At 73.7% G+C, this 26,126-nt stretch carries 19 protein-coding genes; 13 read left to right on the top strand and 6 right to left on the bottom strand.

Translation table 11 applies throughout. The annotated features are described in order from the left end of the window. Nucleotides 1-140 precede the first annotated feature (140 nt). Together ABT092_RS04625 and ABT092_RS04620 are read left to right on the top strand one after the other, a co-directional pair. Nucleotides 141-329: a hypothetical protein gene (locus ABT092_RS04625; protein WP_351239736.1), complete on the top strand. Its 189-nt coding sequence runs from the start codon at nt 141-143 to the stop codon at nt 327-329. Nucleotides 330-514: 185 nt separating this feature from the next. Then, complete coding sequence (locus tag ABT092_RS04620) at nt 515-3,637, top strand: helix-turn-helix transcriptional regulator (RefSeq protein WP_351239734.1); 3,123 nt, start codon at nt 515-517, stop codon at nt 3,635-3,637. 34 nt (nt 3,638-3,671) lie between these two features. Here the strand turns inward: ABT092_RS04620 and ABT092_RS04615 are convergent, their stop codons facing one another. Both ABT092_RS04615 and ABT092_RS04610 read right to left on the bottom strand, forming a co-directional pair. Continuing rightward, nucleotides 3,672-4,811, bottom strand: coding sequence for a PQQ-dependent sugar dehydrogenase (locus tag ABT092_RS04615; protein WP_351239981.1), 1,140 nt, complete (start codon nt 4,809-4,811; stop codon nt 3,672-3,674). A 122-nt stretch (nt 4,812-4,933) separates the two neighbouring features. Continuing rightward, a complete protein-coding gene (locus tag ABT092_RS04610; RefSeq protein ID WP_351239732.1) occupies nt 4,934-5,944 on the bottom strand; it encodes an aldo/keto reductase in 1,011 nt (336 codons plus the stop codon). A gap of 166 nt (nt 5,945-6,110) precedes the next feature. Between ABT092_RS04610 and ABT092_RS04605 the strand changes: the two genes are divergently transcribed. The 6 genes from ABT092_RS04605 (at nt 6,111) to serA (ending at nt 16,716) form a co-directional block, all read left to right on the top strand. Continuing rightward, the gene (locus ABT092_RS04605; protein WP_351239730.1) at nt 6,111-7,103 is read left to right on the top strand and encodes a 2-hydroxyacid dehydrogenase; all 993 of its coding nucleotides are present in this window, start codon (nt 6,111-6,113) and stop codon (nt 7,101-7,103) included. A gap of 448 nt (nt 7,104-7,551) precedes the next feature. Next, nucleotides 7,552-10,710, top strand: coding sequence for a putative bifunctional diguanylate cyclase/phosphodiesterase (locus ABT092_RS04600; RefSeq protein WP_502968385.1), 3,159 nt, complete (start codon nt 7,552-7,554; stop codon nt 10,708-10,710). Nucleotides 10,711-10,953: 243 nt separating this feature from the next. Next, nucleotides 10,954-12,825: an acetolactate synthase large subunit gene (locus ABT092_RS04595; RefSeq protein WP_351239977.1), complete on the top strand. Its 1,872-nt coding sequence runs from the start codon at nt 10,954-10,956 to the stop codon at nt 12,823-12,825. Between the two features lie 39 nt (nt 12,826-12,864). Continuing rightward, the gene (gene ilvN / locus ABT092_RS04590) at nt 12,865-13,389 is read left to right on the top strand and encodes an acetolactate synthase small subunit (RefSeq protein WP_351239728.1); all 525 of its coding nucleotides are present in this window, start codon (nt 12,865-12,867) and stop codon (nt 13,387-13,389) included. A gap of 238 nt (nt 13,390-13,627) precedes the next feature. Continuing rightward, a complete protein-coding gene (gene ilvC, locus ABT092_RS04585) occupies nt 13,628-14,626 on the top strand; it encodes a ketol-acid reductoisomerase (RefSeq protein WP_351239726.1) in 999 nt (332 codons plus the stop codon). A 485-nt stretch (nt 14,627-15,111) separates the two neighbouring features. Next, nucleotides 15,112-16,716, top strand: a complete 1,605-nt coding sequence (serA, locus tag ABT092_RS04580) for a phosphoglycerate dehydrogenase (protein ID WP_351239724.1) — start codon at nt 15,112-15,114, stop codon at nt 16,714-16,716. A 75-nt stretch (nt 16,717-16,791) separates the two neighbouring features. Here the strand turns inward: serA and ABT092_RS04575 are convergent, their stop codons facing one another. Further along, entirely contained in the window at nt 16,792-18,342 is a 1,551-nt protein-coding gene (locus ABT092_RS04575; protein WP_351239722.1) for an MFS transporter, read from the bottom strand. 94 nt (nt 18,343-18,436) lie between these two features. Here ABT092_RS04575 and ABT092_RS04570 point away from each other — a divergent pair, with 94 nt between their 5' ends. Further along, nucleotides 18,437-19,021 carry a TetR/AcrR family transcriptional regulator gene (locus ABT092_RS04570; RefSeq protein WP_351239720.1) on the top strand — a complete coding sequence of 195 codons (585 nt, stop codon included), beginning with the start codon at nt 18,437-18,439 and terminating at the stop codon, nt 19,019-19,021. Between the two features lie 54 nt (nt 19,022-19,075). Here ABT092_RS04570 and ABT092_RS04565 read toward each other — a convergent pair whose 3' ends face one another. Continuing rightward, on the bottom strand, nt 19,076-19,468 hold the full coding sequence (locus ABT092_RS04565; RefSeq protein ID WP_351239718.1) for a MerR family transcriptional regulator: 393 nt from the start codon (nt 19,466-19,468) through the stop codon (nt 19,076-19,078). Between the two features lie 63 nt (nt 19,469-19,531). Between ABT092_RS04565 and ABT092_RS04560 the strand changes: the two genes are divergently transcribed. Next, nucleotides 19,532-20,479, top strand: coding sequence for an NAD(P)-dependent oxidoreductase (locus ABT092_RS04560; protein WP_351239716.1), 948 nt, complete (start codon nt 19,532-19,534; stop codon nt 20,477-20,479). A gap of 53 nt (nt 20,480-20,532) precedes the next feature. On the opposite strand, the gene ABT092_RS04555 is transcribed toward ABT092_RS04560, so the two are convergent. Next, nucleotides 20,533-21,720, bottom strand: coding sequence for a PucR family transcriptional regulator (locus tag ABT092_RS04555; RefSeq protein ID WP_351239714.1), 1,188 nt, complete (start codon nt 21,718-21,720; stop codon nt 20,533-20,535). Nucleotides 21,721-21,923: 203 nt separating this feature from the next. On the opposite strand from ABT092_RS04555, the gene ABT092_RS04550 reads away from it, so the two are divergent. Further along, the gene (locus tag ABT092_RS04550; protein WP_351239712.1) at nt 21,924-22,850 is read left to right on the top strand and encodes a proline dehydrogenase family protein; all 927 of its coding nucleotides are present in this window, start codon (nt 21,924-21,926) and stop codon (nt 22,848-22,850) included. A gap of 44 nt (nt 22,851-22,894) precedes the next feature. After that, nucleotides 22,895-24,526 (top strand): L-glutamate gamma-semialdehyde dehydrogenase, encoded by a 1,632-nt coding sequence (pruA, locus tag ABT092_RS04545; protein ID WP_351239710.1) that lies wholly within the window; start codon nt 22,895-22,897, stop codon nt 24,524-24,526. 186 nt (nt 24,527-24,712) lie between these two features. Here the strand turns inward: pruA and ABT092_RS04540 are convergent, their stop codons facing one another. Then, entirely contained in the window at nt 24,713-25,414 is a 702-nt protein-coding gene (locus ABT092_RS04540; RefSeq protein WP_351239708.1) for a nitroreductase family protein, read from the bottom strand. 133 nt (nt 25,415-25,547) lie between these two features. On the opposite strand from ABT092_RS04540, the gene ABT092_RS04535 reads away from it, so the two are divergent. Further along, a complete protein-coding gene (locus tag ABT092_RS04535) occupies nt 25,548-26,117 on the top strand; it encodes a GNAT family N-acetyltransferase (RefSeq protein WP_351239706.1) in 570 nt (189 codons plus the stop codon). Nucleotides 26,118-26,126: the final 9 nt, after the last annotated feature.

The raw sequence follows: 26,126 nt of genomic DNA, 5'->3' as shown, positions 1-26,126 counted from the left end.
CCGCCTCGGGCAGGTTCCCGCGGGGACCTAAGGCACCCGGGGCGCCCAGGATGCGGCATCTTCCCGATGCGCGGGGCCCTCGCCTACGGCGACGGTGGAAGTGCACCAAGAGGTGTCACCACCGTCCGAGGGGGAACCCGATGTTCGCTTACGAACTGCACCAGTTGAGGGCCGCCGAACTCCACCAGGAGGCCGCCCGCCGGCGTCTCCTCGACCAGGTGCGCCGCCTGGAGCGGGAAGGCGAGTCCGTGGACGGCGCCGATCCGGGCACGCCGGAACGGCCCCGACCCCCGGGGCCGCGGACCGAGAACTACGCCCGCGCCGCATGACCGTCGGCGTCCCCGCGCCGGACCCCCGTGGGCAGCGCGGGGACGCCGGCCCGGCGCCCTCCGGGGCGCCGCGCACCCCAGTGCCCCCGCCGGGCCCCGCCGACCGGCCCACCGGTCCCCCCGGCCCCCGTCCGCCCCGTGGACCTGCGGAGATATCCACTGGGGGAGTTCCTCGCCGCTGTGCGATGCTCGGCGGCGTGGAGTCCCGATCCGTCAGCCCCGTGTTCATCGGCCGCACCGCCGAACTGGCGGTGCTGCACCAAGCGCTCGGCCGCGCGGCCCGGGGGGAGCCGCAAGCACTCCTGCTCGGTGGCGAGGCCGGCGTCGGAAAGACGCGTCTCATCGAGGAGTTCGCCCGCTCGGCCCTCACCCGGGACGTCGTCGTCGCCATCGGCGGTTGCGTGGAGATCGGGGCGGACGGCCTGCCCTTCGCGCCCTTCTCCACCGCCCTCCGGGCCCTGCGCCTGCTGCTCCCCGAGGAACTCGCGGCTGCCGCCGCCGGCCAGGAGGAGGAACTCGCCCGACTGCTCCCGGAGTTGGGCGGCCCGGTCGGCGGCAGCAGCCACAACGAGGAGGCCATGGCCCGCCTCTTCGAACTGACCGTTCGCCTCCTGGAACGGCTCGCCCACGACCGGACCCTCCTGCTGGTCCTGGAGGACCTGCACTGGGCCGACGCCTCCACCCGGCACCTGCTCACCTATCTGTTCCGCGCCCTGCGCCGCGGCCGGATCGTCGTCCTCGCCAGCTACCGCGCCGACGACATCCACCGCCGCCACCCGCTGCGCCCCCTCCTGGCCGAACTCGACCGGCTGCGCAGCGTCCGCCGCGTGGAACTCCACCGATTCAACCGGATCGAGGTGGGCGCGCAGATGGCCGGAATCCTCGCCACGCAGCCCGACCCCGTCCTCGTCGACGAGGTCTTCGCCCGCTCGGACGGCAACGCCTTCTTCGTCGAGGAACTCGCCGCCGCTGCGGGGGAGGACCGCTGTCCGCCGCTGTCCGACTCGCTGCGCGACCTCCTCCTGGTCCGCGTCGAAGGTCTCCCCGACCCCGCCCAACACGTGGTCAGGGCGGTTGCCGAGGGCGGCTCCACGGTGGGGCACGCCCTGCTCGCCGCGGTCGTCGGGCTCGCCGAGGACGGGCTCATCGAGGCGCTGCGCGCCGCGGTCGGCGCCAGCGTCCTCCAGCCCACCGCGGACGGCGACGGCTACCGGTTCCGGCACTCCCTGGTCCGCGAAGCGGTCAGCGACGACCTGCTGCCCGGGGAACGCTCCCGCCTCAACCGTCGTTACGCCGAGGCCCTGGAAGCCGAGCCGACCCTGGTGCCCGCAGACGAGCGCGCCACCCGACTGGCCAGCTACTGGTACCACGCGCACGACCCCGCCAAGGCGCTCCCCGCCGTGCTGGGCGCCTCCGCCGAGGCCCGCGACCGGTACGCCTACGCCGAGCAACTGAGCCTGCTGGAACGGGCGATGCACCTGTGGGACGGCGCCCCCGAAACGGTGCGGGTCCGGCTCTGCGCGGGCGACTACATCGGCCAGTTCCTGCCCTACGAGGGGATGCCCGCAGCCACTCCCCTCACCTTCCACGACGTCCTGGCCGAAGCCGCCGTCGCCGGGCGCCTCTGCGGGGAACGCGTCCGGGCCCTGAAGATCACCAAGCGGGCCCTGCGGTCCTTGGAGGAGGCCCCCGACCCGCTGCGCGCCGCCTGGTTCTGGGTGCAGCGGTCGATGCTGGTCCAGGCACTCGCCCGCGGTGACGGCTGGCAGGAACTCGCCACCGCCCAGGACCTGGTGCGGGGGCTGCCGCCGTCCCCGGTGCACGCCGAGGTCCTCGCCCGGGTGGCCAACTGGTCGATGATCCACCGGCCCGGCCCGGACAGCTTCACCGCCGCGGAGCGCGCCGTCGAGTACGCGCGCATGGTGGGCGCCGCGGAGATCGAGCAGAACGCCCGGCTCACGCTCAGCAGCCTCATGGTCGACGCCGGCGACGCGGAGGCGGGCCTCGCCCAGATGTACCGGATCAAGGAGAACGCGCTGGGGCTCGGCCTGAGCGGCTCCGGCCGCGTGTACGTGAACCTCCCCCACTCGCTCGAAGCGCTGGGCCGCTCCCGCGAGGCCGTCGCCCTGTTGCACGAGGGCGTCGACCACGCCCGCCACTACGGCCTGCGCGAGACGCAGGCGTGGATCTGGGGCAACCTCGCCGACTCGCTCTACAGCCTCGGACGCTGGGACGAGGCCGTCCGGGCCGTCGCCCACGCCGAGCACCCCGGCCACGGCTCCAAGCCCCGTGGCGCCGCCGCCGTGATCGCCGGCCACCTCGCCCTGGCCCGCGGGGACACCGGGGGGACCGCCCGGCACCTGGCCGAGGCCCGCCGCCACTACGGCAGCCACGACCCCGTGCCCCAGCAGGCCATCCCCCTCGCCCGGCTCGCCCTCGGCGTCGCCGCCGGCGAGGGCCGGATCCTGGACGCCCGGGCGGAGTTCGCCGCCGCCCTCGCCGCGGGCTTCCCGCCCGGCACCCAGCGCTACGTCTGGCCGCTGCTGGTCGCCGCCGCCACCCTGGAGACCGAGGCGCGCGGGCTGCCGATCGCCGCGCCCGGCCGGGCAGTCGCCCTCGCCACCCTCCGCACCGCCGTGAAGTCCGTGGCCACGGGCGCCCCCGTGTGGCACGCGCACGCGCTGTGGGTCCGTGCCGAGATGCGCCGCGCCGAGCACCTCTCGACCTGTGCCGACTGGTACGCGGTCGTCGACGCCTTCACCCCCTTGGAACGCCCCTACGACCTCGCCCGGGTCCGCTACCGGCTGGCCGAGGCACTGCTCGCGGAGGCCACTGCGGGCGCCGCCGCGCGTCGCGGCCCGTCCGTCGGAGGGGGGAGCCCGCCGACGCCCCCGGCCACCGCGGTGGGCGAGGACGCACCCGACGGCCGGGCCCGGGCGGCGGAACTGCTCCGGCAGACCGCCGCCCTGGCCCGACACCTGGGCGCCGCCCCCCTCGGCGAGGCCGTGACCGCGCTCGCCGGGCGCGCTCGGCTCGCCCTCGCCCGCCCCGGCGCGCCCGCCCCCACCGACCCGTTGGCCCGCTACGGGCTCACTCCGCGCGAGCGGGAGGTCCTGGGCCTGGTCGCCGCGGGGCGCAGCAACCGCCAGATCGCGGAGGAACTGTTCATCTCGCCCAAGACGGCGAGCGTCCACGTCTCCCACATCCTCCCCAAGCTCGGGGTGTCCGGTCGGGGCGAGGCCGCGGCCCTGGTGCACCGGCTGCGACTGCTCGCCCCGGATCCGCCGTCCGCGCGGGCGCAGCCGTAGCGTCCCGCCCCGGCGGCCCTGCGACCGCCCCGCGTCACTCCACCTCCAGCTCCACCATGCGGTCGTCGCCCCGGCCGGGCGTTCCCCGGCCGTCGGTCTCGCTGCTGGTGAGCAGCAGGGTGTTGCCGCCCACCGCCACCACCGTGCGCAGCCGTCCGTACTCGCCGCGCAGGAACTCCTCCGGCTCCGGGGCGCCGTCCACGCCCCGGACGGGCACCCGCCACAGGCGTTCGCCGCGCAGCCCCGCCAGCCAGATCGAGCCCGCCGCGTAGGCGATCCCGCTGGGGGAGGCGTCCGAGGTGCGCCACTGGGCGACCGGGTCGTGGAAGTCCCTGCCGGAGCCCTTGCCCTCCGCCTCGGGCCAGCCGTAGTTGTCACCGGCCACGATGTGGTTCAGCTCGTCCCAGGTGTTCTGCCCGAACTCCGAGGCCCACAGCCGTCCCTCCTCGTCCCAGGCCAGTCCCTGGACGTTGCGGTGACCGTAGGAGTAGACGTACGAATCCTCCCCGAAGGGGTTCCCGGGCGCCGGTTCACCGGTCGGGGTCATCCGCAGGACCTTCCCGGCGAGGGACTCCTTGTCCTGGGCCAGCCCGGTGTCACCGATCTCGCCCGTTCCGGCGTACAACATCCCGTCCGGGCCGAAGGCGATGCGCCCGCCGTTGTGGATCGTGCCCTTGGGGATGCCCCGCAGCACCGTGCTCGGCGCGCCGAGCTGCGCGCCGGTGGGCTTGTCCTCCTCGTACCGCATCCGGGCGATGCGGTTGTCCGAGGCGGTGGTGAAGTACGCGTAGACCATCCGGTCGGAGTCGAAGGCGGGGGAGAGGGCGATGCCGAGGAGCCCGCCCTCCCCGGCCGCCGCCACCCCGGGCACCGCGCCCAGCTCCACCCGCTGGCCGGTCCGGCCGTCGATCCGGCTGACGGTGCCCTCGTCCCGGGAGGAGACCAGCAGGTCCCCGTCGGGCAGCGACACCAGCCCCCAGGGCGAGTCGAGCCCCTCGGCCACGGTGCGGACCGCCTCCACCGAGCCCTTCGCGGGGGCGGCCGTGGCGGTGCGGCCGGGGGAGGGCGCGGCGGGGGAGGCCGATCCGCTCCCGCGGTCGGCGGGCGGGGCCTCCTCCCCGGAGGAGCATCCGGAGAGGAGCACGAGCACGGCCGCGGTGAGGGCGGCCGTCATGGTTGGACGTGACACGATCGCGGTCCCTTCGACGGGGCGGGTTCACCTTGAGTACCCCGCCGGGCGCCGGAAGGTTCCCGGCGGCGCGGAACGCGCCCGGCGCGTCGACGCGGACGGGCGTCCTACTCCCGGGGCTCCCAGGACTCCCGGACCGGCGGCAGGGCGGCGATCTCCGCCCGGTCGGCGTCCGTGAGCCGCAGCGCGGCGGCCCGGGAGTTCTCCACCACCCAGCGGGCCCGTTTGGCCCCGGGCACCGCGATCACGTGCCGGCCCCGCTCCAGCACCCAGGCCAGCGCCACCTGGGCGGGGGTGGCGTCCGGCCCGTGCCGCCGGGCGACCCGGCGCAATCCCGCCACGATCGACTGGTTGGCGGCCATCACCTCGGCGGTGAACCGGGGGTGCCGGGCCCGGGCGTCGTCGGGTTCGAAGCCCTGCCCCGGGGTGAGGGTGCCCGTCAGGTACCCGCTGCCGAGGGGCATCGCCGCGAGGAGGCCCACCCCGCGCGCCTCGCACCAGGGCAGGAGCACCTCCAGGGCCTCCGGGGACCACACCGACAGCTCCGCCTCGACCGCGGCGACCGGGAAGACCTGCTGCATCCGTTCCAGCCGGCGGACCGTCACCTCGTGGGGGCGTCGCCCGCCCGAGCGGCGGGAGGCCCGGGCGCCCAGGGCGCAGACCCCGAGGGCCCGCACCTTGCCCGCACCCACCAACTCGGCCATCGCGCCCCAGGTCTCCTCGACCGGAACCTCCGGATCCGCCCGGTGCAACTGGTACAGGTCGATCACATCGGTCTGGAGCCGGCGCAGGGAGGCGTCGCAGGCCCGCTTCACGTAGCTCGGCCGGCCGTTGGCGACGATGTGCTGATCCCCCACCAACAGCCCGCACTTGGTGGTGACGAAGGCCTCGCCCCGGCGTTCCCTGAGGACCCGTCCGAGCAGCAGCTCGTTGGTGAACGGCCCGTACATGTCGGCGGTGTCGAGCAGCGTGCACCCCCGGTCCAGGGCCGTGTGCACGGTGCGCAGGGATTCGTCGCCGCGCCGTCGGGAGGCGGAGTACGCCCAACTCATCGGCATGCAGCCGAGTCCCACCGCGCCCACTTCGAGTGCCGTCGCGCCGATCGTCCTGCGCTCCACCTCGCCGTACCCTCCCCGTGCCGTTCGAGCGGCCCCCAAACTAACCGCTGGTGACCGTCCTCCGTGCCCGGGTCGCCGAGCCGTGCGGCGGCGGGCGCACGCCGGGGGCGCAGCCGCCGGCGCAGGCGGGCCGACGGGGAGTGCCGACAGCGCATAGCCTCGGGGCATGACCGGTGACGTATGGCTCGCGCTGCCGCCCGAGGAGATCGCGGGTCTCCCCGCTGGGCTGGACTACCACTTCTACGACGGCGGGGAGGACGGCACGCAGCCGTACCCCGCCGACCCGGCCCGGTGCGCCTTCTTCACCGTGCCCTACCTGAAGCGGTCGTCCGTGAAGGTGGGCGCCCTGCCCCTGATGCCCCGGCTGGAGGTGGTCCAGACGCTCACCGCCGGGGTGGACGACGTGCTGCCCGCGGTGGACGCGCTGCCCGCCGGGGTCCGGCTGTGCAACGCGCGCGGGGTGCACGACGCCAGTACCGCCGAACTGGCCCTCGCCCTGGTCCTCGCCGCCCTGCGCGGCATCCCCGACCACGTGCGCGACCAGGACCGCGGCCACTGGCGTCCGGGCTTCCGCCCCGCCCTCGCCGACCGGTCGGTCCTCATCGTGGGGTACGGGTCGATCGGCGCGGCGATCGAGGACCGACTGCGGCCGTTCGAGGTCGGGGAGGTCACCCGGGTCGCCCGCCGGGCGAGGCTCGCCCCGCACGGCCCCGTGCACGCCCTGGCCGACCTGCCCGCGCTGCTGCCGGCCGCCGACGTGGTGGTGCTCGCCACCCCGCTCACCGACGCCACCCGGCACCTCGTCGACGCCGGGTTCCTGGCCCGGATGAAGGACGGGGCGCTGTTGGTGAACATCGCGCGCGGGGCGGTCGTGGACACCGGGGCGCTCCTCGCGGAGCTGACCGGGAACCCGGGGCGGTTGACCGCCGCCCTCGACGTCACCGACCCCGAACCGCTCCCCGCAGGGCATCCGTTGTGGCACTCCCCGGGGGTGCTGATCAGCCCGCACGCGGGCGGTCCCTCCAGCGCGTTCCGCCCCCGCGCGGAGCGCCTGCTGGTCGAGCAACTCACCCGGTACGCCGCGGGGGAGCCGTTGGCGAACGTGGTCCGGGTGACGGGCCGACAGCCCGGCGCGCAGGGAGCGTCAGCAGCGCACTGAAGTGCACCGGGCACCCTCGTGGCGGTCGTGCGCCGTCGTCCCACGCCGTGCGCGACCCTTGGTACTTCGCGCCCGGGGCGGGCCGGCTGTCGGAAGCGCCCGACTTCCCCGGGTCGGCCGGACACCCGAAAGGTCACTCGCAGTCACGGAGAGTAGAGAGGCTATGTCCCTGAGTGACCAGTTTGGTGTATCGTCGCCGCTAGGGGCTGCGCCACGCAGTGTGTGGCGCGGGGGACGGGACAGCGGAACGCGAGGGGGGCTGATCGTTGGTGCACGGCCTGTGGAACGACCATCCGACACTCAGGGGGACCAGACGCCGACCCGGGCGCGCACCCGCTCGGTGCCGTCGCCCGGATCATGAGGGCGGACGCGGCGCAGCCGCCCCCGCGCGTCACCGGTCGCGGCACGGCCACCGGAACCGAGCGCGCTCTCGGCCGGGGAGCACCCGGTGAGTGCCCCGGGCACCACCGCATCCGTCGGGACCGGGCCGGGCGGCCGCACCGGACGGGTGGTCCACCTGCTGCTCGCCGTCGTCTGCGGCGGCTACGCGATGGGGGCGGCCCTCGACTGGGGCTCCCCCGAAGTGGCGCTGATCATGGGTGACTTCGGGCTGAGCGCCGCCGCGGCGACCGCCGCCGTCTCCTGCCTGCTGTACGCCCGCACCCGGCACAGCCGCCCGCGCGCGGCCTGGTACCTGTTCGCCCTCTCCTCCGCCATGGCCGCCCTGGGAAACGGCGTCTGGGGCTGGTACGAGGTCGTCCTCCGGGTGCCCGTGCCCAGCCCCAGCTTCGCCGACCTGTTCTTCCTCTGCTTCGCCCCGCCCGCCATCGTCGGACTGCTGCTGCTCGCCAAACGCCCCGTGACCCGGGCCGGATGGATCTGCCTGGGCCTCGACACCTGGCTCATCTGCGGCTCCCTGCTCACCCTCTCCTGGAGCCTCGCACTCGCCCACACGGCGCGCTTCCAGGGGCGGAGCGTCTCCCACACGGCGCTCTCCCTCGCCTACCCCCTGCTGGACATCGCCCTGGTGAGCATCGTCCTCGCCCTGCACTACCGCCGCACCTGCGTCAACCGCTCCACGGTGAACACCGCCATCGGCGCCCTCGCCCTGACCGTCATGTGCGACGCGCTGTTCAGCTCGCCGCTGCTGCACGCGAGCTACCGCTCCGGACAGTTGCTCGACGCCGGCTGGTTCGCCGGCTCCCTGCTGCTCGCCTACGCGCCGTGGGCGTCCGTCCCCGAACCCTCCGTCCGCCCCCCGACCGACTGCGAGCCCGGCGCGCATCCGCAGCAGCCGGCGCACGCCCACCCGCTGTCCCGCCCGGGCTGCCCGGCAGGCCCCGGCACGACCCGGGGCCTGCCGGCCCCGCAGGCCCCGGGCCCCCCGCCGGACGAGGGACGGCGTCCCGAGCGCCCCCGGCCGACCTCCGGCTCGCTCGCGGCGCTCGCGCCCTACCTGGCGGCCACCGTCTGCACCCTGGGCATCCTCTACAACGTCCTGAACGACCGCAGCGTCGACCGGGTGGTGCTGGTCACCGCCTGCACGGTCGTCCTGGCCCTGGTCGTCAGGCAGGGCATCATGCTGATGGACAACGTCGCCCTCACCCGAGAACTCGCCGAGCAGGAGAACCACTTCCGCTCCCTGGTGCAAGGCTCCAGCGACGTCATCATGATCGCCGCGCCCAACGGCGTGCTCCAGTACGTCAGCCCGGCCGCCGCCGGGGTCTACGGCCGGGACGCCGAGGACCTCGTGGGCAGCGAGCTGGCCTCGCTGATCCACCCCGACGACCGCGGCGCCTTCCTCCACGAGGTGCGCCGGTTCCTCGCCGCGGACCCGCCCGTCGACCCGACCACCCGCATCGAGTGCCGCTTCCACTCCGGCAGCGACCAGTGGCTGCACGTGGAGTCCACCGTCAACCGGCACCACGGCGGACTGCTGTTCAACAGTCGGGACGTCACGGAACGCGTCCGCCTCCAGGCCCAGTTGCAGCACAGCGCCGAACACGACCCGCTGACCGGACTGCCCAACCGGGCGCTGTTCACCCGCCGGGTCGCCGGCGCCCTCGGCGGTCGCCGCTCCGCTGACCGGGACCCGGGCACCGCGGTGCTCTTCATCGACCTCGACGGCTTCAAGGCCGTCAACGACACCCACGGGCACCAGGCCGGCGACGCCCTCCTGGTGGAAGCCGCCCGGAGGCTCCAGGAGGCGGTGCGCCAGGGCGACACGGCCGCCCGGCTCGGCGGCGACGAGTTCGCCGCCCTCGTCATCGGCGGCGGCGACGCCGACCGGTCCGCCCGCGAGCGCCACCTCGTGGAACTCGCCGACCGGTTGCGCATCCGCCTCTCCCAGCCCTACGCGATCGGCGGCCACGACCTCAAGGTCGCCGCGTCCATCGGCATCGCCTTCGCCGAACCCGGTCTCGGCGAGAGCGAACTGCTGCGCAACGCCGACCTCGCCATGTACCGGGCGAAGGCGGCGGGCAAGGGCCGGGTCGAGCTGTACGCGCCGCACCTCCAGGCCGAGGCCGTCCGCCGGACCGAACTGGCCGGGCGGCTGCGGACGGCCCTCGACGGGGGCGAGTTCGCCCTGCTCCACCAGCCCGTCGTGCACCTCGCCACCGGCTCGATCAGCGCCGTCGCGGCGCAGGCCCGGTGGCGGTCCGGACAGGGCGTGCTGTTCACCCCCGCCGAGTTCCGCACCCTGTCCGAGCTGCCGGGCCACCCCGGGGGCGAGGAGCCCGGTGTCGACCGCGCCGCGGCACTGGACCGCTGGACGCTGGAGGAGGCCGTCGCCCGGGCCGCCGAGCGGGCCCGCGCCGGCCACCGCACGGCCCTCGTCGTCCGGCTCGGTGCACACGGCCTGCTGGAGCGCGGCGGCACCGCGGTGGCGGTCGAGGGCCTGCTGACCCGGCACGGCCTCGCCACCGGCCAGTTGACGATCGAGCTGGCCGACGTCGGCCCCGCCCTCTCGCTGGACGCGCTGGAACGCCGCCTCACGGCACTGCGGAGGGCCGGGGCCCGGATCGCGCTGGACGGCTTCGGCGCCGGCCCCACCGCGATCGAGGCGCTGCGCCGGCTCCCCCTCGACGTCCTCAAGCTCGACCGGGGCCTGGTCGAGGGCGTCGTGGAGTCCACCCGGCTCCACAAGATCACCAGCGGACTGGTGCGGATCGCGACCGCGCTCGGCCTGGAAGCCGTCGCCGACGGAGTGGACCTGCCGGAGCAGGTGACCGCACTGAGGGCGATGGGCTGCACCCACGGTCAGGGCATGGCGTTCTCCGGAGCGCTGGACGAGCACCGACTCCGCAGGGCCCTGGCCACGGGGCGGTACCCCGTCCCCCGAGAACAGGGCGGCGAGCCCCGGGAGCCGGTGTACGAGGAGGGGCCCAAGGCCCTCGGAGCGGCCGTGCTGGCCGGCCCCCGGGGCCTGTCCCGGGGCGCTCGCGAGCCGCACGCCGCCCTGGGGCCCGCGACCCCTCGCGACACCCGTGGCCAGGGCGGATACACCTCCCTGAGTCCGGTCACCCACCCCGCGCCGCCCGCCGGCGGATACCGCTTCGGAGCATCGCCTCGCCCACATAATGAGACCCGCGTCCCACCCACTTGACAGGGGTTGAGTGCGAGAGGGAGGGTCTGATCCATGCGCACCCGAATTCTCGTACTTGGACAGCGCGTCGGCTGAAGCAGGGTCGTCCACCACACCCCGCTACCCGCACCGGCGCGCTCCCCTCGCTTGCCTCACGGCACGAGGGGTTTTTTGTTGCACCGGCACCGCGCCGGTCGCCCGAGCAGACCGCAACACTCCGTACAACCGTCGCACATCCCCCTCAGCATCGAGAAGAGAATGACGATGACCGAGCAGGCCACCGGGGCCCACCATCCGCAGCCGCGGCCCCGTTCCGGAGGACAGTCCGCCACCGTCGAGCACGTCACCGGTGCGCAGTCCCTCATCCGCTCCCTCGAAGAGGTCGGGGCCGAGACGGTGTTCGGCATCCCCGGCGGTGCGATCCTGCCCGCGTACGACCCGATGATGGACTCCACCCGGGTGCGCCACATCCTCGTCCGCCACGAGCAGGGCGCGGGCCACGCGGCCACCGGGTACGCCCAGGCCACCGGCAAGGTCGGCGTCTGCATGGCCACCTCCGGGCCGGGCGCCACCAACCTGGTCACCCCCATCGCCGACGCGCACATGGACTCCGTCCCGCTGGTCGCCATCACCGGACAGGTGGCCTCCGCCGCGATCGGCACCGACGCCTTCCAGGAGGCGGACATCGTCGGCATCACCATGCCGATCACCAAGCACAACTTCCTGGTCACCAAGGCCGAGGACATCCCCCGGACCATCGCCGAGGCGTTCCACATCGCCGCCACCGGCCGCCCCGGGCCGGTCCTGGTCGACATCGCCAAGGACGCCCTCCAGGCCAAGACCACCTTCAGCTGGCCGCCCGCCCAGGACCTGCCCGGCTACCGCCCGGTGACCAAGCCGCACGCCAAGCAGATCCGCGAGGCAGCCAAGCTGATCACCCAGGCCAAGCGGCCCGTGCTGTACGTCGGCGGCGGAGTCATCAAGGCCGGCGCCACCGCCGAACTGAAGGTCCTCGCGGAACTCGCCGGCGCGCCCGTCACCACCACCCTGATGGCGCTCGGCGCCTTCCCCGACAGCCACCCGCAGCACCTGGGCATGCCCGGGATGCACGGTTCCGTCGCCGCGGTGACCGCGCTCCAGAAGGCGGACCTGATCGTCGCCCTCGGCGCCCGCTTCGACGACCGGGTCACCGGCAAGCTGGACAGCTTCGCCCCGTACGCCAAGATCGTCCACGCGGACATCGACCCGGCCGAGATCGGCAAGAACCGGGCCGCCGACGTGCCGATCGTCGGCGACGCCCGCGAGGTCATCGCCGACCTCGTCCAGGCCGTCCAGAAGGAGCACGCCGAGGGCCACTCCGGCGACTACACCGCCTGGTGGGCCGACATCGACCGCTGGCGCGAGACCTACCCGCTGGGCTACGACCAGCCCACGGACGGTTCGCTCTCCCCGCAGCAGGTCATCGAGCGGATCGGGCAGCTCGCCCCCGCGGACACGATCTTCACCGCGGGCGTCGGCCAGCACCAGATGTGGGCCGCCCACTTCATCCGCTACGAGCAGCCCGCCACCTGGCTGAACTCCGGCGGCGCCGGCACCATGGGGTACTCGGTGCCCGCGGCGATGGGGGCCAAGGCCGGCCAGCCGGAGCGCACGGTCTGGGCGATCGACGGCGACGGCTGCTTCCAGATGACCAACCAGGAACTGACCACCTGCGCGCTGAACAACATCCCGATCAAGGTCGCCATCATCAACAACGGCGCCCTCGGGATGGTCCGCCAGTGGCAGACCCTCTTCTACAACCAGCGCTACTCCAACACCGTCCTGCACAGCGGTCCCGACGACCCGCAGGCGGACGGCCAGCCGGTGCCCGGCAAGCCCGCCGGGGGCACCCGCGTCCCCGACTTCGTGAAGCTCTCGGAGGCGATGGGCTGCGTGGCGCTGCGCTGCGAGTCCCCCGAGGACCTCGACAAGGTCATCGCCGAGGCCAACGCCATCAACGACCGCCCCGTCGTGGTCGACTTCATCGTCCACGAGGACGCCATGGTGTGGCCGATGGTCGCCGCCGGCACCTCCAACGACACCATCATGGCCGCCCGTGACGTCCGCCCCGACTTCGGCGACAACGAGGACGACTGAGGCCCGGAAGACGATCGAGGCAGGAAGAGAATGACCGTCATGTCCAAGCACACGCTCTCGGTCCTGGTCGAGAACACCCCCGGCATCCTCGCCCGGATCGCCGCACTGTTCTCCCGCCGCGGATTCAACATCGACTCGCTCGCGGTCGGTGTCACCGAGCACCCCGACATCTCCCGCATCACCATCGTGGTCAACGTCGAGGACCTCCCCCTCGAACAGGTCACCAAGCAGCTCAACAAGCTCGTCAACGTGCTGAAGATCGTCGAGTTGGAGCCCGGCTCCGCGGTGCAGCGCGAACTCGTCCTCGCCAAGGTCCGCGCCGACAACGAGACGCGCTCCCAGATCGTGGAGATCGTCCAGCTGTTCCGCGCCAAGACCGTGGACGTCTCGCCGGAGGCCGTCACCATCGAGGCCACCGGTTCCAGCGACAAGCTGGAGGCGATGCTCAGGATGCTGGAGCCGTTCGGCATCAAGGAACTCGTCCAGTCCGGCACCATCGCCATCGGACGGGGCTCCCGGTCCATCACGGACCGCTCGCTGCGGTCCCTGGACCGCTCCGCCTGACACCCGGGCGGGGGCCACGCCCCCGCCCCGTCGAGCCCTCGTGTGCGCGGGACCCTCCGCGCGCGTGGGGCGGTGCACCCGGCGCGGACCTCGCTCCCCTCGCGGAGGAGGCTCCGCGCGCGTACCACCCCACGCGCGCGCCCGCATCGCGAGACCCCGTCACCTCCCCCTCCCCGCCCGCCGTACGGTGGGACGCACACCCAGCGACACCGGCAGAAATACACCAAGGAGAAACCCAGTGGCCGAGCTGTTCTACGACGCCGACGCCGACCTGTCCACCATCCAGGGCCGCAAGGTCGCCGTCATCGGTTACGGCAGCCAGGGCCACGCCCACGCGCTGTCCCTGCGGGACTCCGGTGTCGACGTCCGCGTGGGTCTGCACGAGGGCTCGAAGTCCAAGGCCAAGGCCGAGGAGCAGGGCCTGCGCGTGGTCACCCCCGCCGAGGCGGCGGCCGAGGCCGACGTCATCATGATCCTCGTGCCGGACCCGATCCAGGCCAAGGTCTACGAGGAGTCCATCAAGGAGCACCTGAAGGACGGCGACGCCCTGTTCTTCGGGCACGGCTTCAACATCCGCTTCGGCTTCATCAAGCCCCCGGCCGGCGTCGACGTGTGCATGGTCGCCCCCAAGGGCCCGGGCCACCTGGTGCGCCGCCAGTACGAAGAGGGCCGCGGCGTCCCCTGCATCGTCGCGGTCGAGCAGGACGCCTCCGGCGGCGCCTTCGCGCTGGCCCTGTCCTACGCCAAGGCCATCGGCGGCACCCGTGCCGGCGTCATCAAGACCACCTTCACCGAGGAGACCGAGACCGACCTGTTCGGTGAGCAGGCCGTGCTGTGCGGCGGTGCCTCGGCGCTGGTCAAGGCAGGCTTCGAGACCCTGGTGGAGGCCGGTTACCAGCCGGAGATCGCCTACTTCGAGTGCCTGCACGAGCTGAAGCTGATCGTCGACCTCATGTACGAGGGCGGCCTGGAGAAGATGCGCTGGTCGATCTCCGAGACCGCCGAGTGGGGCGACTACGTCACCGGCCCGCGGATCGTCACCGACGCCACCAAGGCCGAGATGAAGAAGGTCCTCGGCGAGATCCAGGACGGCACCTTCGCCAACAACTGGATGAAGGAGTACCAGGACGGCCTGCCGCAGTACAACGAGTACAAGAAGGCCGACGAGAAGCACCTGCTGGAGACCACCGGCAAGGAGCTGCGCAAGCTGATGAGCTGGGTGGACGAGGAGGCGTAAGCCCCGTCCGTGCCACCGTCCGTGCGCTGGTGCACCACGGTCCGCGCCCCGCGCGCCGGACCGGGTGCCCCGCGCGCGGGCGTGCCCCCGTGCGCCCGCTTCGCTACGGCGACGCCGGCGCGGGCCCGACCGTGTGGTGCGCCGCTGCCGCACGGGAGCGCGTTTCTCCGGGTCAGGGGCTTCCCCGAGGGCCGGAAGGGGCCGGAGTGACGTTTCCGACGTGCTCTGGTCCCCTGCGCACGAGGGAGCGGGACGGCGTCGACTTCCGGTCACCGACCCGACGGCCGTGGGACGTTTGTCCAGTTCGGCCAGCCACGGAAGGGTGATCCTTCCGGTGCGGCGGAAAATGTCTCCCGTTCCGCCACTACACTGCACAGCACATACGCGTCAGGCCCACAGCGTCGTGCGTCTTCCACGCGGCAAGCCAACCTCCACCGCCTGCGGCCGTCGGGACGGCCGTCCGCAATGGACTTGTGAGGACTCACGTGAGCACTGCTGCCAACGGCAAACCGGTCGTACTCATCGCTGAAGAGCTGTCGCCCGCGACTGTGGACGCGCTCGGGCCCGACTTCGAGATCCGGCACTGCAACGGCGCCGACCGTTCCGAGCTGCTGCCCGCGATCGCCGACGTCGACGCCATCCTCATCCGCTCGGCGACCAAGGTCGACGCCGAGGCCATCGCGGCCGCCCGCAAGCTGAAGGTCGTCGCCCGCGCCGGCGTGGGCCTCGACAACGTGGACGTCTCCGCCGCCACCAAGGCCGGCGTGATGGTCGTCAACGCCCCCACCTCCAACATCGTCACCGCCGCCGAACTGGCCTGCGGTCTGCTGGTCGCCACCGCGCGCAACATCCCGCAGGCCAACGCCGCGCTGAAGAACGGCGAGTGGAAGCGCTCGAAGTACACCGGCGTCGAACTCGCCGAGAAGACCCTGGGCGTGGTGGGCCTCGGCCGCATCGGCGCGCTCGTCGCCCAGCGGATGTCCGCCTTCGGCATGAAGGTCGTCGCCTACGACCCCTACGTGCAGCCCGCCCGCGCCGCCCAGATGGGCGTCAAGGTGCTCTCGCTGGACGAGCTGCTGGAGGTCTCCGACTTCATCACCGTCCACCTGCCGAGGACCCCCGAGACCCTCGGCCTCATCGGCGACGAGGCGCTGCACAAGGTCAAGCCGACCGTCCGCATCGTCAACGCCGCCCGCGGCGGCATCGTGGACGAGGAGGCGCTGTACTCGGCGCTGAAGGAGGGCCGGGTCGCCGGCGCCGGGCTCGACGTGTACGCCAAGGAGCCGTGCACCGACTCGCCGCTGTTCCAGTTCGACCAGGTGGTGGCCACCCCGCACCTGGGCGCCTCCACCGACGAGGCCCAGGAGAAGGCGGGCATCGCGGTGGCGCGCTCGGTGCGGCTGGCGCTCGCCGGCGAGCTGGTGCCGGACGCGGTGAACGTGCAGGGCGGCGTCATCGCCCAGGACGTGAAGCCGGGGCTGCCGCTGGCCGAGCGGCTGGGCCGCATCTTCACCGCGCTGGCCGGTGAGGTCGCGGTGCGCCTGGACGTCGAGGTGTACGGCGAGATCACCCAGCACGATGTGAAGGTCCTCGAACTCAGCGCGCTCAAGGGCGTGTTCGAGGACGTCGTGGACGAGACGGTGTCCTACGTCAACGCCCCGTTGTTCGCGCAGGAGCGCGGTGTCGAGGTGCGGCTGACGACGTCCAGCGAGTCCCCCGACCACCGCAACGTGGTCACGGTGCGCGGCACCCTGGGCGACGGCCAGGAGGTCTCGGTCTCCGGCACCCTGGCCGGGCCCAAGCACCACCAGAAGATCGTGGCGATCGGCGAGCACGACATCGACCTCGCCCTCGCGGACCACATGGTCGTGCTGAAGTACGCGGACCGTCCCGGCGTCGTCGGCACGGTCGGCCGGGTCCTCGGCGAGGCGGGCGTCAACATCGCGGGCATGCAGGTCTCCCGCGCGGTGGCCGGTGGCGAGGCACTCGCCGTCCTCACCGTCGACGACACCGTGCCCGCCGCGGTGCTCGCGGAGCTGGGCGAGGAGATCGGCGCCGTCTCGGCCCGCTCGGTGGACCTCACGGACTGACGTCACCGCCTCCGGCATCCCGTACGGGGCCGGTCGATCCCCCCGGATCGACCGGCCCCGTACGCGTGCGGAGCCTCAGTCCCGTTCCCGACCGCCGGGAGGCGGTTCGCGCACCACCAGCAGGGCGGTCACCGCGGCCAGCAGCAACACCAGCGTCCCGCCGAGGGCCGCCGCTCCCAGTCCGTCCGTGAACGCCTCCCGGGCCAGGGCGGCGAGGGCTCCCGAGGCGTGCTCCGGCAGCTCCCCGGCCACCGCCAGGGCGCCGCCGAGGGTCTCCCGCGCGGCCTCGGGCAGGGCGCCGTCCACGGTCGCCCCGTCCATCCGGTGCCGGTAGACGGCCGTGCCGATCGAGCCCAGGACGGCCATCCCCAGGGCCCCGCCGAACTCCTGGCCCGTCTCCAGCAGGGACGAGGCCGAGCCGGCCCGCTCGGGCGGGGCCGCGGCCAGGGCCACGTCCGTCATCTGCGCCATCACGGTGACGACCCCGCAGGCCAGCACCCCCGAGCCGGCCAGGACCCATCCCAGCGAGTCGGTGCCGACCGTGGCCAGCAGCCCGAACCCGGCGGCGGCCAGCCCGAAGCCGCCGGTGACGACGTGCCCGCGGCGGGCGCCGCGCTGGACCAGGGCGGTGGTGGCGGGGGCGGCGACCCCGATCAACGCCGAGGGCAGCAGCGACCACAGGGCGGCCTCCATCGCGCTCTTGTCGAGCACCGACTGGAGGTACTGGGTGGTGAAGTAGGCCGAGCCCATCATCGCGAACATGGCGAGGGAGTTCAGGCAGACCGCGGGCCCGAAGCCGCGGCCCCGGAACAGCGCGGGGGGCAGCAGGGGAGCGGTGGCGGTGCGCTGCCGCCGTACGAACAGCGCGGCGAAGACCGTCCCCACCAGCAGGGGCAGCAGCGCGGGGGCGACGAGGCCCTCGGCGGGGACCTCCTTGAGCCCGTAGACCAGGGGGAGCACCGCGGCCGTCGACAACACCACGCCCGGCAGGTCGAAGCGGCCGGGCGCGGGGTCCTTGGACTCGGGGAGCAGCAGCGGGGCGAGCACCAGCAGCAGCACCATGGCGGGCAGGTTGACCAGGAAGACGGAGCCCCACCAGAAGTGCTCCACGAGCACGCCGCTCAGGACGGAGCCGAGGGCCACCCCGCCCGTCATCACGGCCGACCAGACGCCGATGGCGCGGGCGCGCTGTCCGGGGTCCCGGAACAGGCTCCGCACCAGGGCCATCGTCGAGGGCATCAGGGCCGCGCCGCCGACGCCCAGCAGGGCGCGGGCGGCGATCAGCGATTCGGCGCTGGGGGCGTAGGCGGCGCTAAGGGAGGCCGCGCCGAAGGCGAGGGCACCGAGCAGCAGCAGCCTGCGGCGGCCGACGCGGTCGCCCACCGATCCCATCGTCATCAACAGTCCGGCGAGGACGAAGGCGTAGACGTCGAAGATCCACAGCTGTTGGGTGCCGCTCGGGGCGAGGTCCGCGCTGATCGCCGGGACGGCGAAGTAGAGCACGGACACGTCCATGGAGACGAGCAGCAGGGGGAGCATCAGGACCGCGAGCGCGGTCCACTCGCGGCGTCCGGCGCGCGGTGGAGCGCCGACGGGCCCGGGGGCCGCCGGTGGGTGGGTGGTCATGGCAGGGACTATACGGCCGTCTTATACAAGTGTCTATGACGCTCGTATGGACGGGCGGGGAGGGCGGGGCGGGAACGTCGGTACGCTGCCCGGCATGGGACACCGCGAGGACTTGCTGGAAGGCGCGAAGCGCTGCTTGCTGGAGAAGGGCTTCCTGGGAACGACGGCGCGCGACGTCGTCCGCGAGTCCGGGACGAACCTGGCGTCCATCGGGTACCACTACGGCTCCAAGGACGCGCTCCTGGCGCAGGCGTACGTGGAACTCGTGGAGGGCGTCAGCACGGCCTTCGACGCCCCGGGGGGCGAGGAGGACCGCACGGCGGACGGCTCCCTGGCCCGCTTCGAGCGGTCCTGGGAGAACGTCATCCGCACCTTCGCCGAGAACGCGCCGACCTGGCGTCTGGGCCTGGAGGTGATGGTGCACGCCGACCGGCTCCCCGGGGTCCGCGAGCACCTGGCCCGCGCCAGCGGACAGGCCCGCAGCGGGCTCGTCGCGATGTTCCTCGGCGGCCCCGAACCGGAGCCCGCCGACCCGCTGGCGACCACCGCCGGGGGCTTCTACTCGACCCTGCTCCAGGGGCTGATGGTGCAGTGGTTCTTCGACCCGGACACCACCCCGACCGCCGGCGAACTCACCGAAGGGCTCCGCCGGGTGATGACCGCGGCCCGGGACGCCTGACCGGGCGCCCGGCGCCGTCCGCCCGCGGCCGTCACCGACCGCCCGGCCCCCGGCTCACGGTGCGCCCTCGGAAGCCGCGGCGGGCCCCGGGTCCGTTCGCGGGGTGAGCGCGATGATGCGGTCCAGGGCGTCGCGCGCGGCGGTCAGGCCGTCGATGGCGGCGTCCAGCCGTTCGCGTTCCCCGAGGAGTTCCGGCAGCCAGCCCGCGCACAGGGGGGCCGGGCCCCGTCCCTCGTCCACGGTGCAGGGCAACAGCCCCGCGATCGTCCGGGTGCCCAGCCCGGCGGCCAGCAGGGCGCGGATGGACCGCACCGCGCCGACGTCCGCCTCCTCGTACGCCCGGTACCCGCCGGGCAGTCGGCGGGGCGCCAGGAGCCCCTGCTCCTCGTAGTACCGCAACAGCCGTCGACTCACCCCGGTGCGCAGGGAGAGGTCGCCTATCCGCATGAATGTCCTTTCGCCCGCAGGCACTTGACCTTCACACCGGTGTGAGGTCCTAGCGTGCCGTCCATGACCACACAGAACCCGACTCCCGCGCCCGATAGTCCCCTCGGACCCGTCACCCTCCTCGGCCTCGGCCCCATGGGGACCGCCCTCGCCCACGTCCTGGTGGACCGCGGCCATCCGCTGACGGTCTGGAACCGCACCCCGGAGAAGGCCGCTGCCCTGGTGGCGAAGGGGGCCCGGCTCGCGTCCACCGTCGACGAGGCGGTGGCGGCGAGCCCCGTCACGATCACCTGCCTCAAGGACTACGCCGCCCAGCACGCGATCCTCGGCCCGGCCGGCGACGCCCTGCGGGGCCGGGCCCTGATCAACCTGAACTCCGGCACCCCGGCCGAGGCGAACGAGGCGGCCGGGTGGGCGGCCGGGCTGGGCCTGGACCACCTCGACGGGGCGGTCATGGTGCCCCCGACGCTGGTCGGCCGCCCCGGTTCGGTGCTGCTCTACAGCGGCTCCCGCACGGTCTTCGAGCGGCACCGGGCCGTCCTCGCGGCCCTCGGCGAGCCCCGGTACCTGGGCGCCGACCCGGGGCTGGCGGTGCTCCACAACACGGCCCTGCTGGAGATGATGTACACCACCGTCAACGGCTGGCTGCACGCCAGCGCACTGGTCGGCTCGGCGGGGGTGTCCGCGGCCGAGTTCGCGGACCTCGCCCTCGGCTGGTTCATGCCCACCGTGCTGGACCCCGCGAGCCTCCTCGCCCAGGCGCCCCTGCTCGACCGGGGCGAGTACCCCGGCGACCTCGGGACCCTGGAGATGAACCTGACCGCGCTCGACCACCTCGCGTCCACCAGCGAGGAGCGGGGGATCGACGCCACCCAGCCCCGGCTGTTGCGGGCCCTCGCGGCACGGGGCGTCGCCGAGGGCCACGGGGCGGAGAACTACTTCTCCCTCTTCGAAGTCCTCCGCCGGGCGTCCCCCGACCGCCCGGTCCGCACCGGCGCTCCGGCGGCCTGAACCTTCGGGCCGCCCAAGCGGACCGCTCGGGTCCGCTCCGGCGGCGGTGCGGATCAGATCGGGTCGGAGCGGGGCTCCAGCCGCGCCGCCTTCAGCGCCATGTGCAGCAACAGCCGGTCCTCGCCGTCGTCGAGGTCCAGGCCGGTGAGCTGCTCCACCCGGGAGAGGCGGTAGTAGAGGGTCTGCCGGTGGATGCCCAACTCGGCGGCGGCACGCCCCGCCTGCCCCGCCCGGTCCAGGTACACCTCCGCGGTGCGGGCCAGCTCGCGGTGGGCGGGGGCGAGCAGTTCGCGGGCCACCGGATCGCCGTCCGGGGCGGTGGCCGGCAGCGCGGTCAGCAGCCGGTACGGGCCGATCGCCGACCACTGGGCGACCGGGCCGAACCGGGGCTCGGCCCGGGCCGCGCGGGCCGCCGCCGCGGCCTGGCGCCAGGCGTCCGGCACCTCGGCCAGGTCCCGTCGCACCGCCCCGAGCCCGGCGGTGGGCGACTGCCGGGCCCCGACGGCCGTGGCGCGCAGCCGGGCCGCGACCGTCAGCGCCGGATCGAGCGCGTCGGACGTCCGCAGCCGTACCAGCACGGCGAGGGCTTCGGCTGCGGAGCCCCAGGCCAGGGTGCACAGCGCCGTCGCGGCGGGCAGGGCACGGACCGAGGGCGGCGCCGGGGCGGGCGCCCCGGGCCGTGACCAGGGCGCCACGCACACCACCGTGTGCAGGCCGTCGGCCCGCGGCCCCAAGGCGGTGCGCAGCGCGGCCACCGCCATGTCCCGCTGCCAGCCGCGCTCCGCCGTGAGCAGCGCCCGCAGCTCCCGGGCGAGGTCGGCGTCGGCCTGTTCCTCGTCGGCGAGGAGCACCCCGATCCGCTCGGTGACCTCCATGGCGGCGGCGAGGCGGGCGTCGGTGGGGTCGGGGTCGTCGTCCAGCAGCCAGACGTAGCCGAGGACCACGTTGCGGTGGCGCACCGGCAGACAGATCCGGCCCCGGAACACCCCCGCCTCGGGGGCCGCCGGGATGCGCACCGGGCCGGTGGCCCGGGTGATGCCGAAGCCCTCGAACCAGGCGCGCACCGCCGCCGTGGAGCCGCGGGTGAGGATCGACCGGGTCCGGACCGGGTCCATGGCCCGGTCGTCCTCGCTGTCGTGGGCGCCGAACGCGACCAGCCGGAAGTCCCGGTCCTCCAGGGTGGCGGGGGCCCCGAGCAGTGCCGAGACCTCGTCGACGAGTTCCTGATAGTCGCCCTTCACGCATCCATTCTCCGGCACCGGCGGAGCTTCTTCATACAGATGTCTGAGATACCGGCCACGGATGCGTGACAGCTGTAGATGGCAGAGGATCGGAGCGATCCTTAGGTTTCACGGTGGTTCCCCTCGCCGTACCCCGGACCGTCCGCACCCGCGCCGGACCTCCCGGGCCGACGGCCCGTTCGTTCTCTCCGTGGAGGTGGCCCGTGCTGGGTCCCGTGATTCTCGCCGCGTCGCGCAGCGACAGGATGCGCCGGTTCGTGTCGGCGGCTCCGGGCACCAAGCAGGTGGTCGCCCGGTTCATCGCCGGGGAGACCGTCGACCAGGTGATCCCGATCGTGAGCGGCGCCGCCGAGCAGGGCCTGGAGGTCACCCTCGACGTCGTCGGCGAGGACATCACCACCCGCGAGCAGTCCTTCGCCGCCCGGGACGCCTATCTGGAGCTGATCGAACGGCTCAAGGAACTGGGCCTCGGCGAGCGCGCCGAGATGTCGGTGAAGCTGTCCATGTTCGGGCAGGCCCTGGAGGGCGGCCACGAGCTGGCGTTGGCCAACGTGCGGCCCGTGGTGGAGGCTGCCGCCGCGATCGGCACCACCGTCACCCTGGACGCCGAGGACCACACCACCCTCGACTCGATGTTCGCCATCCACAGCGAGCTGCGGAAGGACTTCCCGCAGACCGGCTGCGTCATCCAGGCGTACCTGTTCCGCACCGAGGAGGACGCCCGCCGGCTCGCCGCCGAAGGCTGCCGGGTGCGGCTCGTCAAGGGCGCCTACAAGGAGCCCGCCTCCGTCGCCCACCAGGACAAGCCCGAGATCGACAAGGCGTTCGTGCGGGTCCTGCGCATCCTCATGGAGGGCGAGGGGTACCCGATGATCGGGTCCCACGACCCGCGCCTGATCGCCATCGCCCAGGACCTCGCCCACCGCGCCGGCCGCAAGCTGGACGAGTACGAGTTCCAGATGCTGTACGGCATCCGCAGCGAGGAGCACCTGCGGCTGGCCGCCGAGGGCCACCGCATGCGCGTGTACACCGCGTACGGCACCGACTGGTACGGCTACTTCATGCGCCGTCTCGCCGAGAAGCCCGCGAACCTGCTCTTCTTCGCCCGCTCCATCCTCACCAAGGGCTGAGCGCTCCCCGACCCCTCCCGACCCACTTAGGAGACACGGAAACCATGGACGCTGTGACCCAGGTCCCCGCACCGGTCAACGAGCCGGTCCACGGCTACGCCCCCGGCTCCCCGGAGCGCGCCCGGCTGGAGGCCAAGCTCAAGGAGCTGGCCGAGAACCCGATCGACCTGCCGATGACCATCGGCGGCGAGAAGCGGCTGGGCGGCGGCGACGCCTTCCAGGTCGTGCAGCCCCACAACCACCGCGCCGTGCTCGGCACCTACCGCAACGCGACCCAGCAGGACGCCCGGGACGCCGTCGACGCGGCCCTGGCCGCCGCTCCCGCCTGGCGCGCGACGTCCTTCGACGACCGCGCGGCGATCATCCTGCGCGCCGCCGAGCTGCTGGCCGGCCCCTGGCGCGAGACGCTGGCCGCCTCCACCATGCTCGGCCAGTCCAAGACCGCCCAGCAGGCCGAGATCGACACCCCCTGCGAACTGGTCGACTTCTGGCGCTTCAACGTCGCCTACGCCCGTGACCTGCTCGCCGAGCAGCCGCCGGCGAACTCCCCGGGCGTGTGGAACCGGCTGGACCACCGTCCGCTGGAGGGCTTCGTCTACGCGATCACGCCCTTCAACTTCACCGCCATCGCGGGCAACCTGCCCACCGCCCCCGCGCTGATGGGCAACGTCGTGGTGTGGAAGCCGTCCCCGACGCAGACCCACGCCGCGGTGCTGCTGATGCAGCTGCTGGAGGAGGCCGGGCTGCCCAAGGGCGTCATCAACCTCGTCACCGGCGACGGCATCGCCGTCTCGGAGGTGGCCCTGAACCACCGCGACCTCGCGGGCATCCACTTCACCGGCTCCACCCCGACCTTCCAGCACCTGTGGAAGACGGTCGGCGAGAACATCGGCACGTACCGCACCTACCCGCGGCTGGTCGGCGAGACCGGCGGCAAGGACTTCGTCGTGGCGCACCCCAGCGCCGACCGGGCCGTCCTGAAGACCGCCCTGACCCGCGGCGCCTTCGAGTACCAGGGCCAGAAGTGCTCGGCGACCTCCCGTGCCTACGTCCCGGCCTCCCTCTGGAACTCCGGCTTCAAGGAGGAGTTCGCGGCCGAGGTCGACGGGCTCGCCATGGGCGACGTCACCGACCTGTCGAACTTCATCGGCGCCGTCATCGACGAGCGGGCCTTCGCCAAGAACAAGGCCGCCATCGACCGCGCCCAGGCCGATCCGACCTGCACCGTGGTCGCCGGCGGCTCCTACGACGACTCGGTGGGCTACTTCGTCCGCCCGACGGTCGTCGAGTGCACCGACCCGACCAACGAGGTGTTCACCACCGAGTACTTCGGCCCGTTCCTGGCCGTCCACGTCTATGAGGACGACCAGTACGACGCCATGCTCGACCAGATGGAGTCGGTGTCCGACTACGCGCTCACCGGGTCCGTGATCGCCGGCGACCGTGCCGTCGTCGCGCACACCATGGAGAAGCTGCGCTACGCCGCCGGCAACTTCTACATCAACGACAAGTCGACCGGTGCCGTCGTCGGCCAGCAGCCCTTCGGCGGCGGCCGGGCCTCGGGCACCAACGACAAGGCGGGCGCCCCGCAGAACCTGATGCGCTGGACGCTGACCCGGGCCATCAAGGAGACCCTGGTCGCGCCGACCGACTACACCTACCCGCACATGGGCTGATCCCGACCCGGGCGGCCCCGCACCGGCCGCCCCGCGGCGGTGGCTCACTTCCCAGCCCGGCCACCGCCCCGCCCGCGCGCGGACCGACCCCCCGGTTCCGCGCGCGGGCCCCTCGACACCGCCCCGTTCCCCGGTCCCCCAAGCCGGGGTCCGGGGCGGTCTCCACGCCGGACCCGTCCGGCGGCGTCAGACCTCCACCAGCACCTGGTCCAGCGACTTGCGCACCAGGGCCGGGACCACGCAGTCCTCGGCGGGATAGCCGACCGGCAGCACCGCGAACGCCTTCTCGTTCGCCGGCCGCCCCAGCACCTCCCGCAGGAACCCCATCGGGCTCGGCGTGTGCACCAGGGCGGCCAGCCCCGACAGGTGCAGCGCGGTCAGCAGCACCCCCACCGCGATGCCCACCGACTCGTTGACGTAGTAGTGCTTGCGCCGGGTGCCGTCCGGCCCCACCCAGTACCGCTGCTGGAAGACGACGATCAACGCGGGCGCGTCCGTGAGGTGGGGCTTCACCTCGTCGGTGCCGAGCGGACGCAGCGCCGCCAACCACTCCTCGCCCAACCGCCCGTCGTAGGAGACGCGCTCCTCGTGCTCCGCCGCCTCCCGGATCGCCCGCCGCACCCCGGGGTCCCGCACCAGCACGAACGTCCACGGCTGCTGGTGCGCCCCGGACGGCGCGGTCCGGGCGCACGCCACGGCGTCCCGCACCACCTCCGGCGGCACCGGGTCGGCGGAGAACATCCGGACCGTCCGCCGTTGCTCCATGCGCCCCCGCAACTCCGCCGCCCGCGCCGCGCACACCTCGGGACGGGGGCGCTCGGGCCGGTACGGCTCGGGACGGTAGGGCTCGCCGTGGATCGGGGTCCAGTGCTGCGCGGTCCGTGTCATGCCCGGGAGTGTGCGCCGGGGACCGGCGGCCCGGAAGACAGCCCCGGACGATAGCCCCGGGCTGTCACCGGACTCCCGGGCGCACGGCGGGTATTCGGATGCGGGGCACCGCCCGCCCGTCGATACTGGCGCGGTGACGAACACCCCGACCCCGGCCCCCGCACCGCGCCTCGCCCACACCGCCCAGCTCACCGCGGCGGAACTGCGGCAGGCGCGGACCTTCCTCGACACCGTCTTCGACGGCGACTTCAGCGACGACGACTGGGACCACACCGTGGGCGGCATGCACGCCCTGCTGACCGACGCCCACGGCATCGCCGCCCACGGCTCCGTGGTCCAGCGCCGGGTGGTGCACGCCGGCCGCTCCCTGCGCATCGGCTACGTGGAGGGCGTCGCGGTCCGCGCCGACCTGCGCCGCAAGGGGCTCGGCGGAGCCGTGATGGCGGCCCTGGAGCAGGTCGTCGAACGCTCCTACGCCTACGGGGCGCTGTCGGCCAGCGAGGAGGGCGCGGCCCTGTACGCGGGGCGCGGTTGGCGGGTGTGGCCCGGCCGGCTGGGCGTGCTCGGGCCCGCGGGCGAGGAACGGCTCGTCGAGGAGGAGGGCACCACCTACGTGTGGGCCGCCCACCCGCAGGGCGGCCTCGGCACCCTGGACCCGGAGCGCCCCCTGCTGTTCGACTGGCGTGACGGCGACGTGCTCTGACGCGGCGGG

The sequence above is a fragment of the Streptomyces sp. NPDC002490 genome, from assembly GCF_040296045.1.
In the GTDB taxonomy this organism is placed as follows: domain Bacteria; phylum Actinomycetota; class Actinomycetes; order Streptomycetales; family Streptomycetaceae; genus Streptomyces.
The sequence above is the reverse complement of the archived record's forward strand: the minus strand, read 5'-3'. Positions and strand labels throughout refer to the sequence as shown.

Excerpts from the sequence above, each read along its gene's own strand:
- ABT092_RS04625 (WP_351239736.1), top strand. The coding sequence starts at position 141 with ATGTTCGCTTACGAACTGCACCAGTTGAGGGCCGCCGAACTCCACCAG.
- ABT092_RS04620 (WP_351239734.1), top strand. The coding sequence starts at position 515 with ATGCTCGGCGGCGTGGAGTCCCGATCCGTCAGCCCCGTGTTCATCGGC.
- ABT092_RS04615 (WP_351239981.1), bottom strand. The coding sequence starts at position 4,811 with ATGACGGCCGCCCTCACCGCGGCCGTGCTCGTGCTCCTCTCCGGATGC.
- ABT092_RS04605 (WP_351239730.1), top strand. The coding sequence starts at position 6,111 with ATGACCGGTGACGTATGGCTCGCGCTGCCGCCCGAGGAGATCGCGGGT.
- ABT092_RS04595 (WP_351239977.1), top strand. The coding sequence starts at position 10,954 with ATGACCGAGCAGGCCACCGGGGCCCACCATCCGCAGCCGCGGCCCCGT.
- ilvN (WP_351239728.1), top strand. The coding sequence starts at position 12,865 with ATGTCCAAGCACACGCTCTCGGTCCTGGTCGAGAACACCCCCGGCATC.
- ABT092_RS04575 (WP_351239722.1), bottom strand. The coding sequence starts at position 18,342 with ATGACCACCCACCCACCGGCGGCCCCCGGGCCCGTCGGCGCTCCACCG.
- ABT092_RS04570 (WP_351239720.1), top strand. The coding sequence starts at position 18,437 with ATGGGACACCGCGAGGACTTGCTGGAAGGCGCGAAGCGCTGCTTGCTG.
- ABT092_RS04565 (WP_351239718.1), bottom strand. The coding sequence starts at position 19,468 with ATGCGGATAGGCGACCTCTCCCTGCGCACCGGGGTGAGTCGACGGCTG.
- ABT092_RS04560 (WP_351239716.1), top strand. The coding sequence starts at position 19,532 with ATGACCACACAGAACCCGACTCCCGCGCCCGATAGTCCCCTCGGACCC.
- pruA (WP_351239710.1), top strand. The coding sequence starts at position 22,895 with ATGGACGCTGTGACCCAGGTCCCCGCACCGGTCAACGAGCCGGTCCAC.
- ABT092_RS04540 (WP_351239708.1), bottom strand. The coding sequence starts at position 25,414 with ATGACACGGACCGCGCAGCACTGGACCCCGATCCACGGCGAGCCCTAC.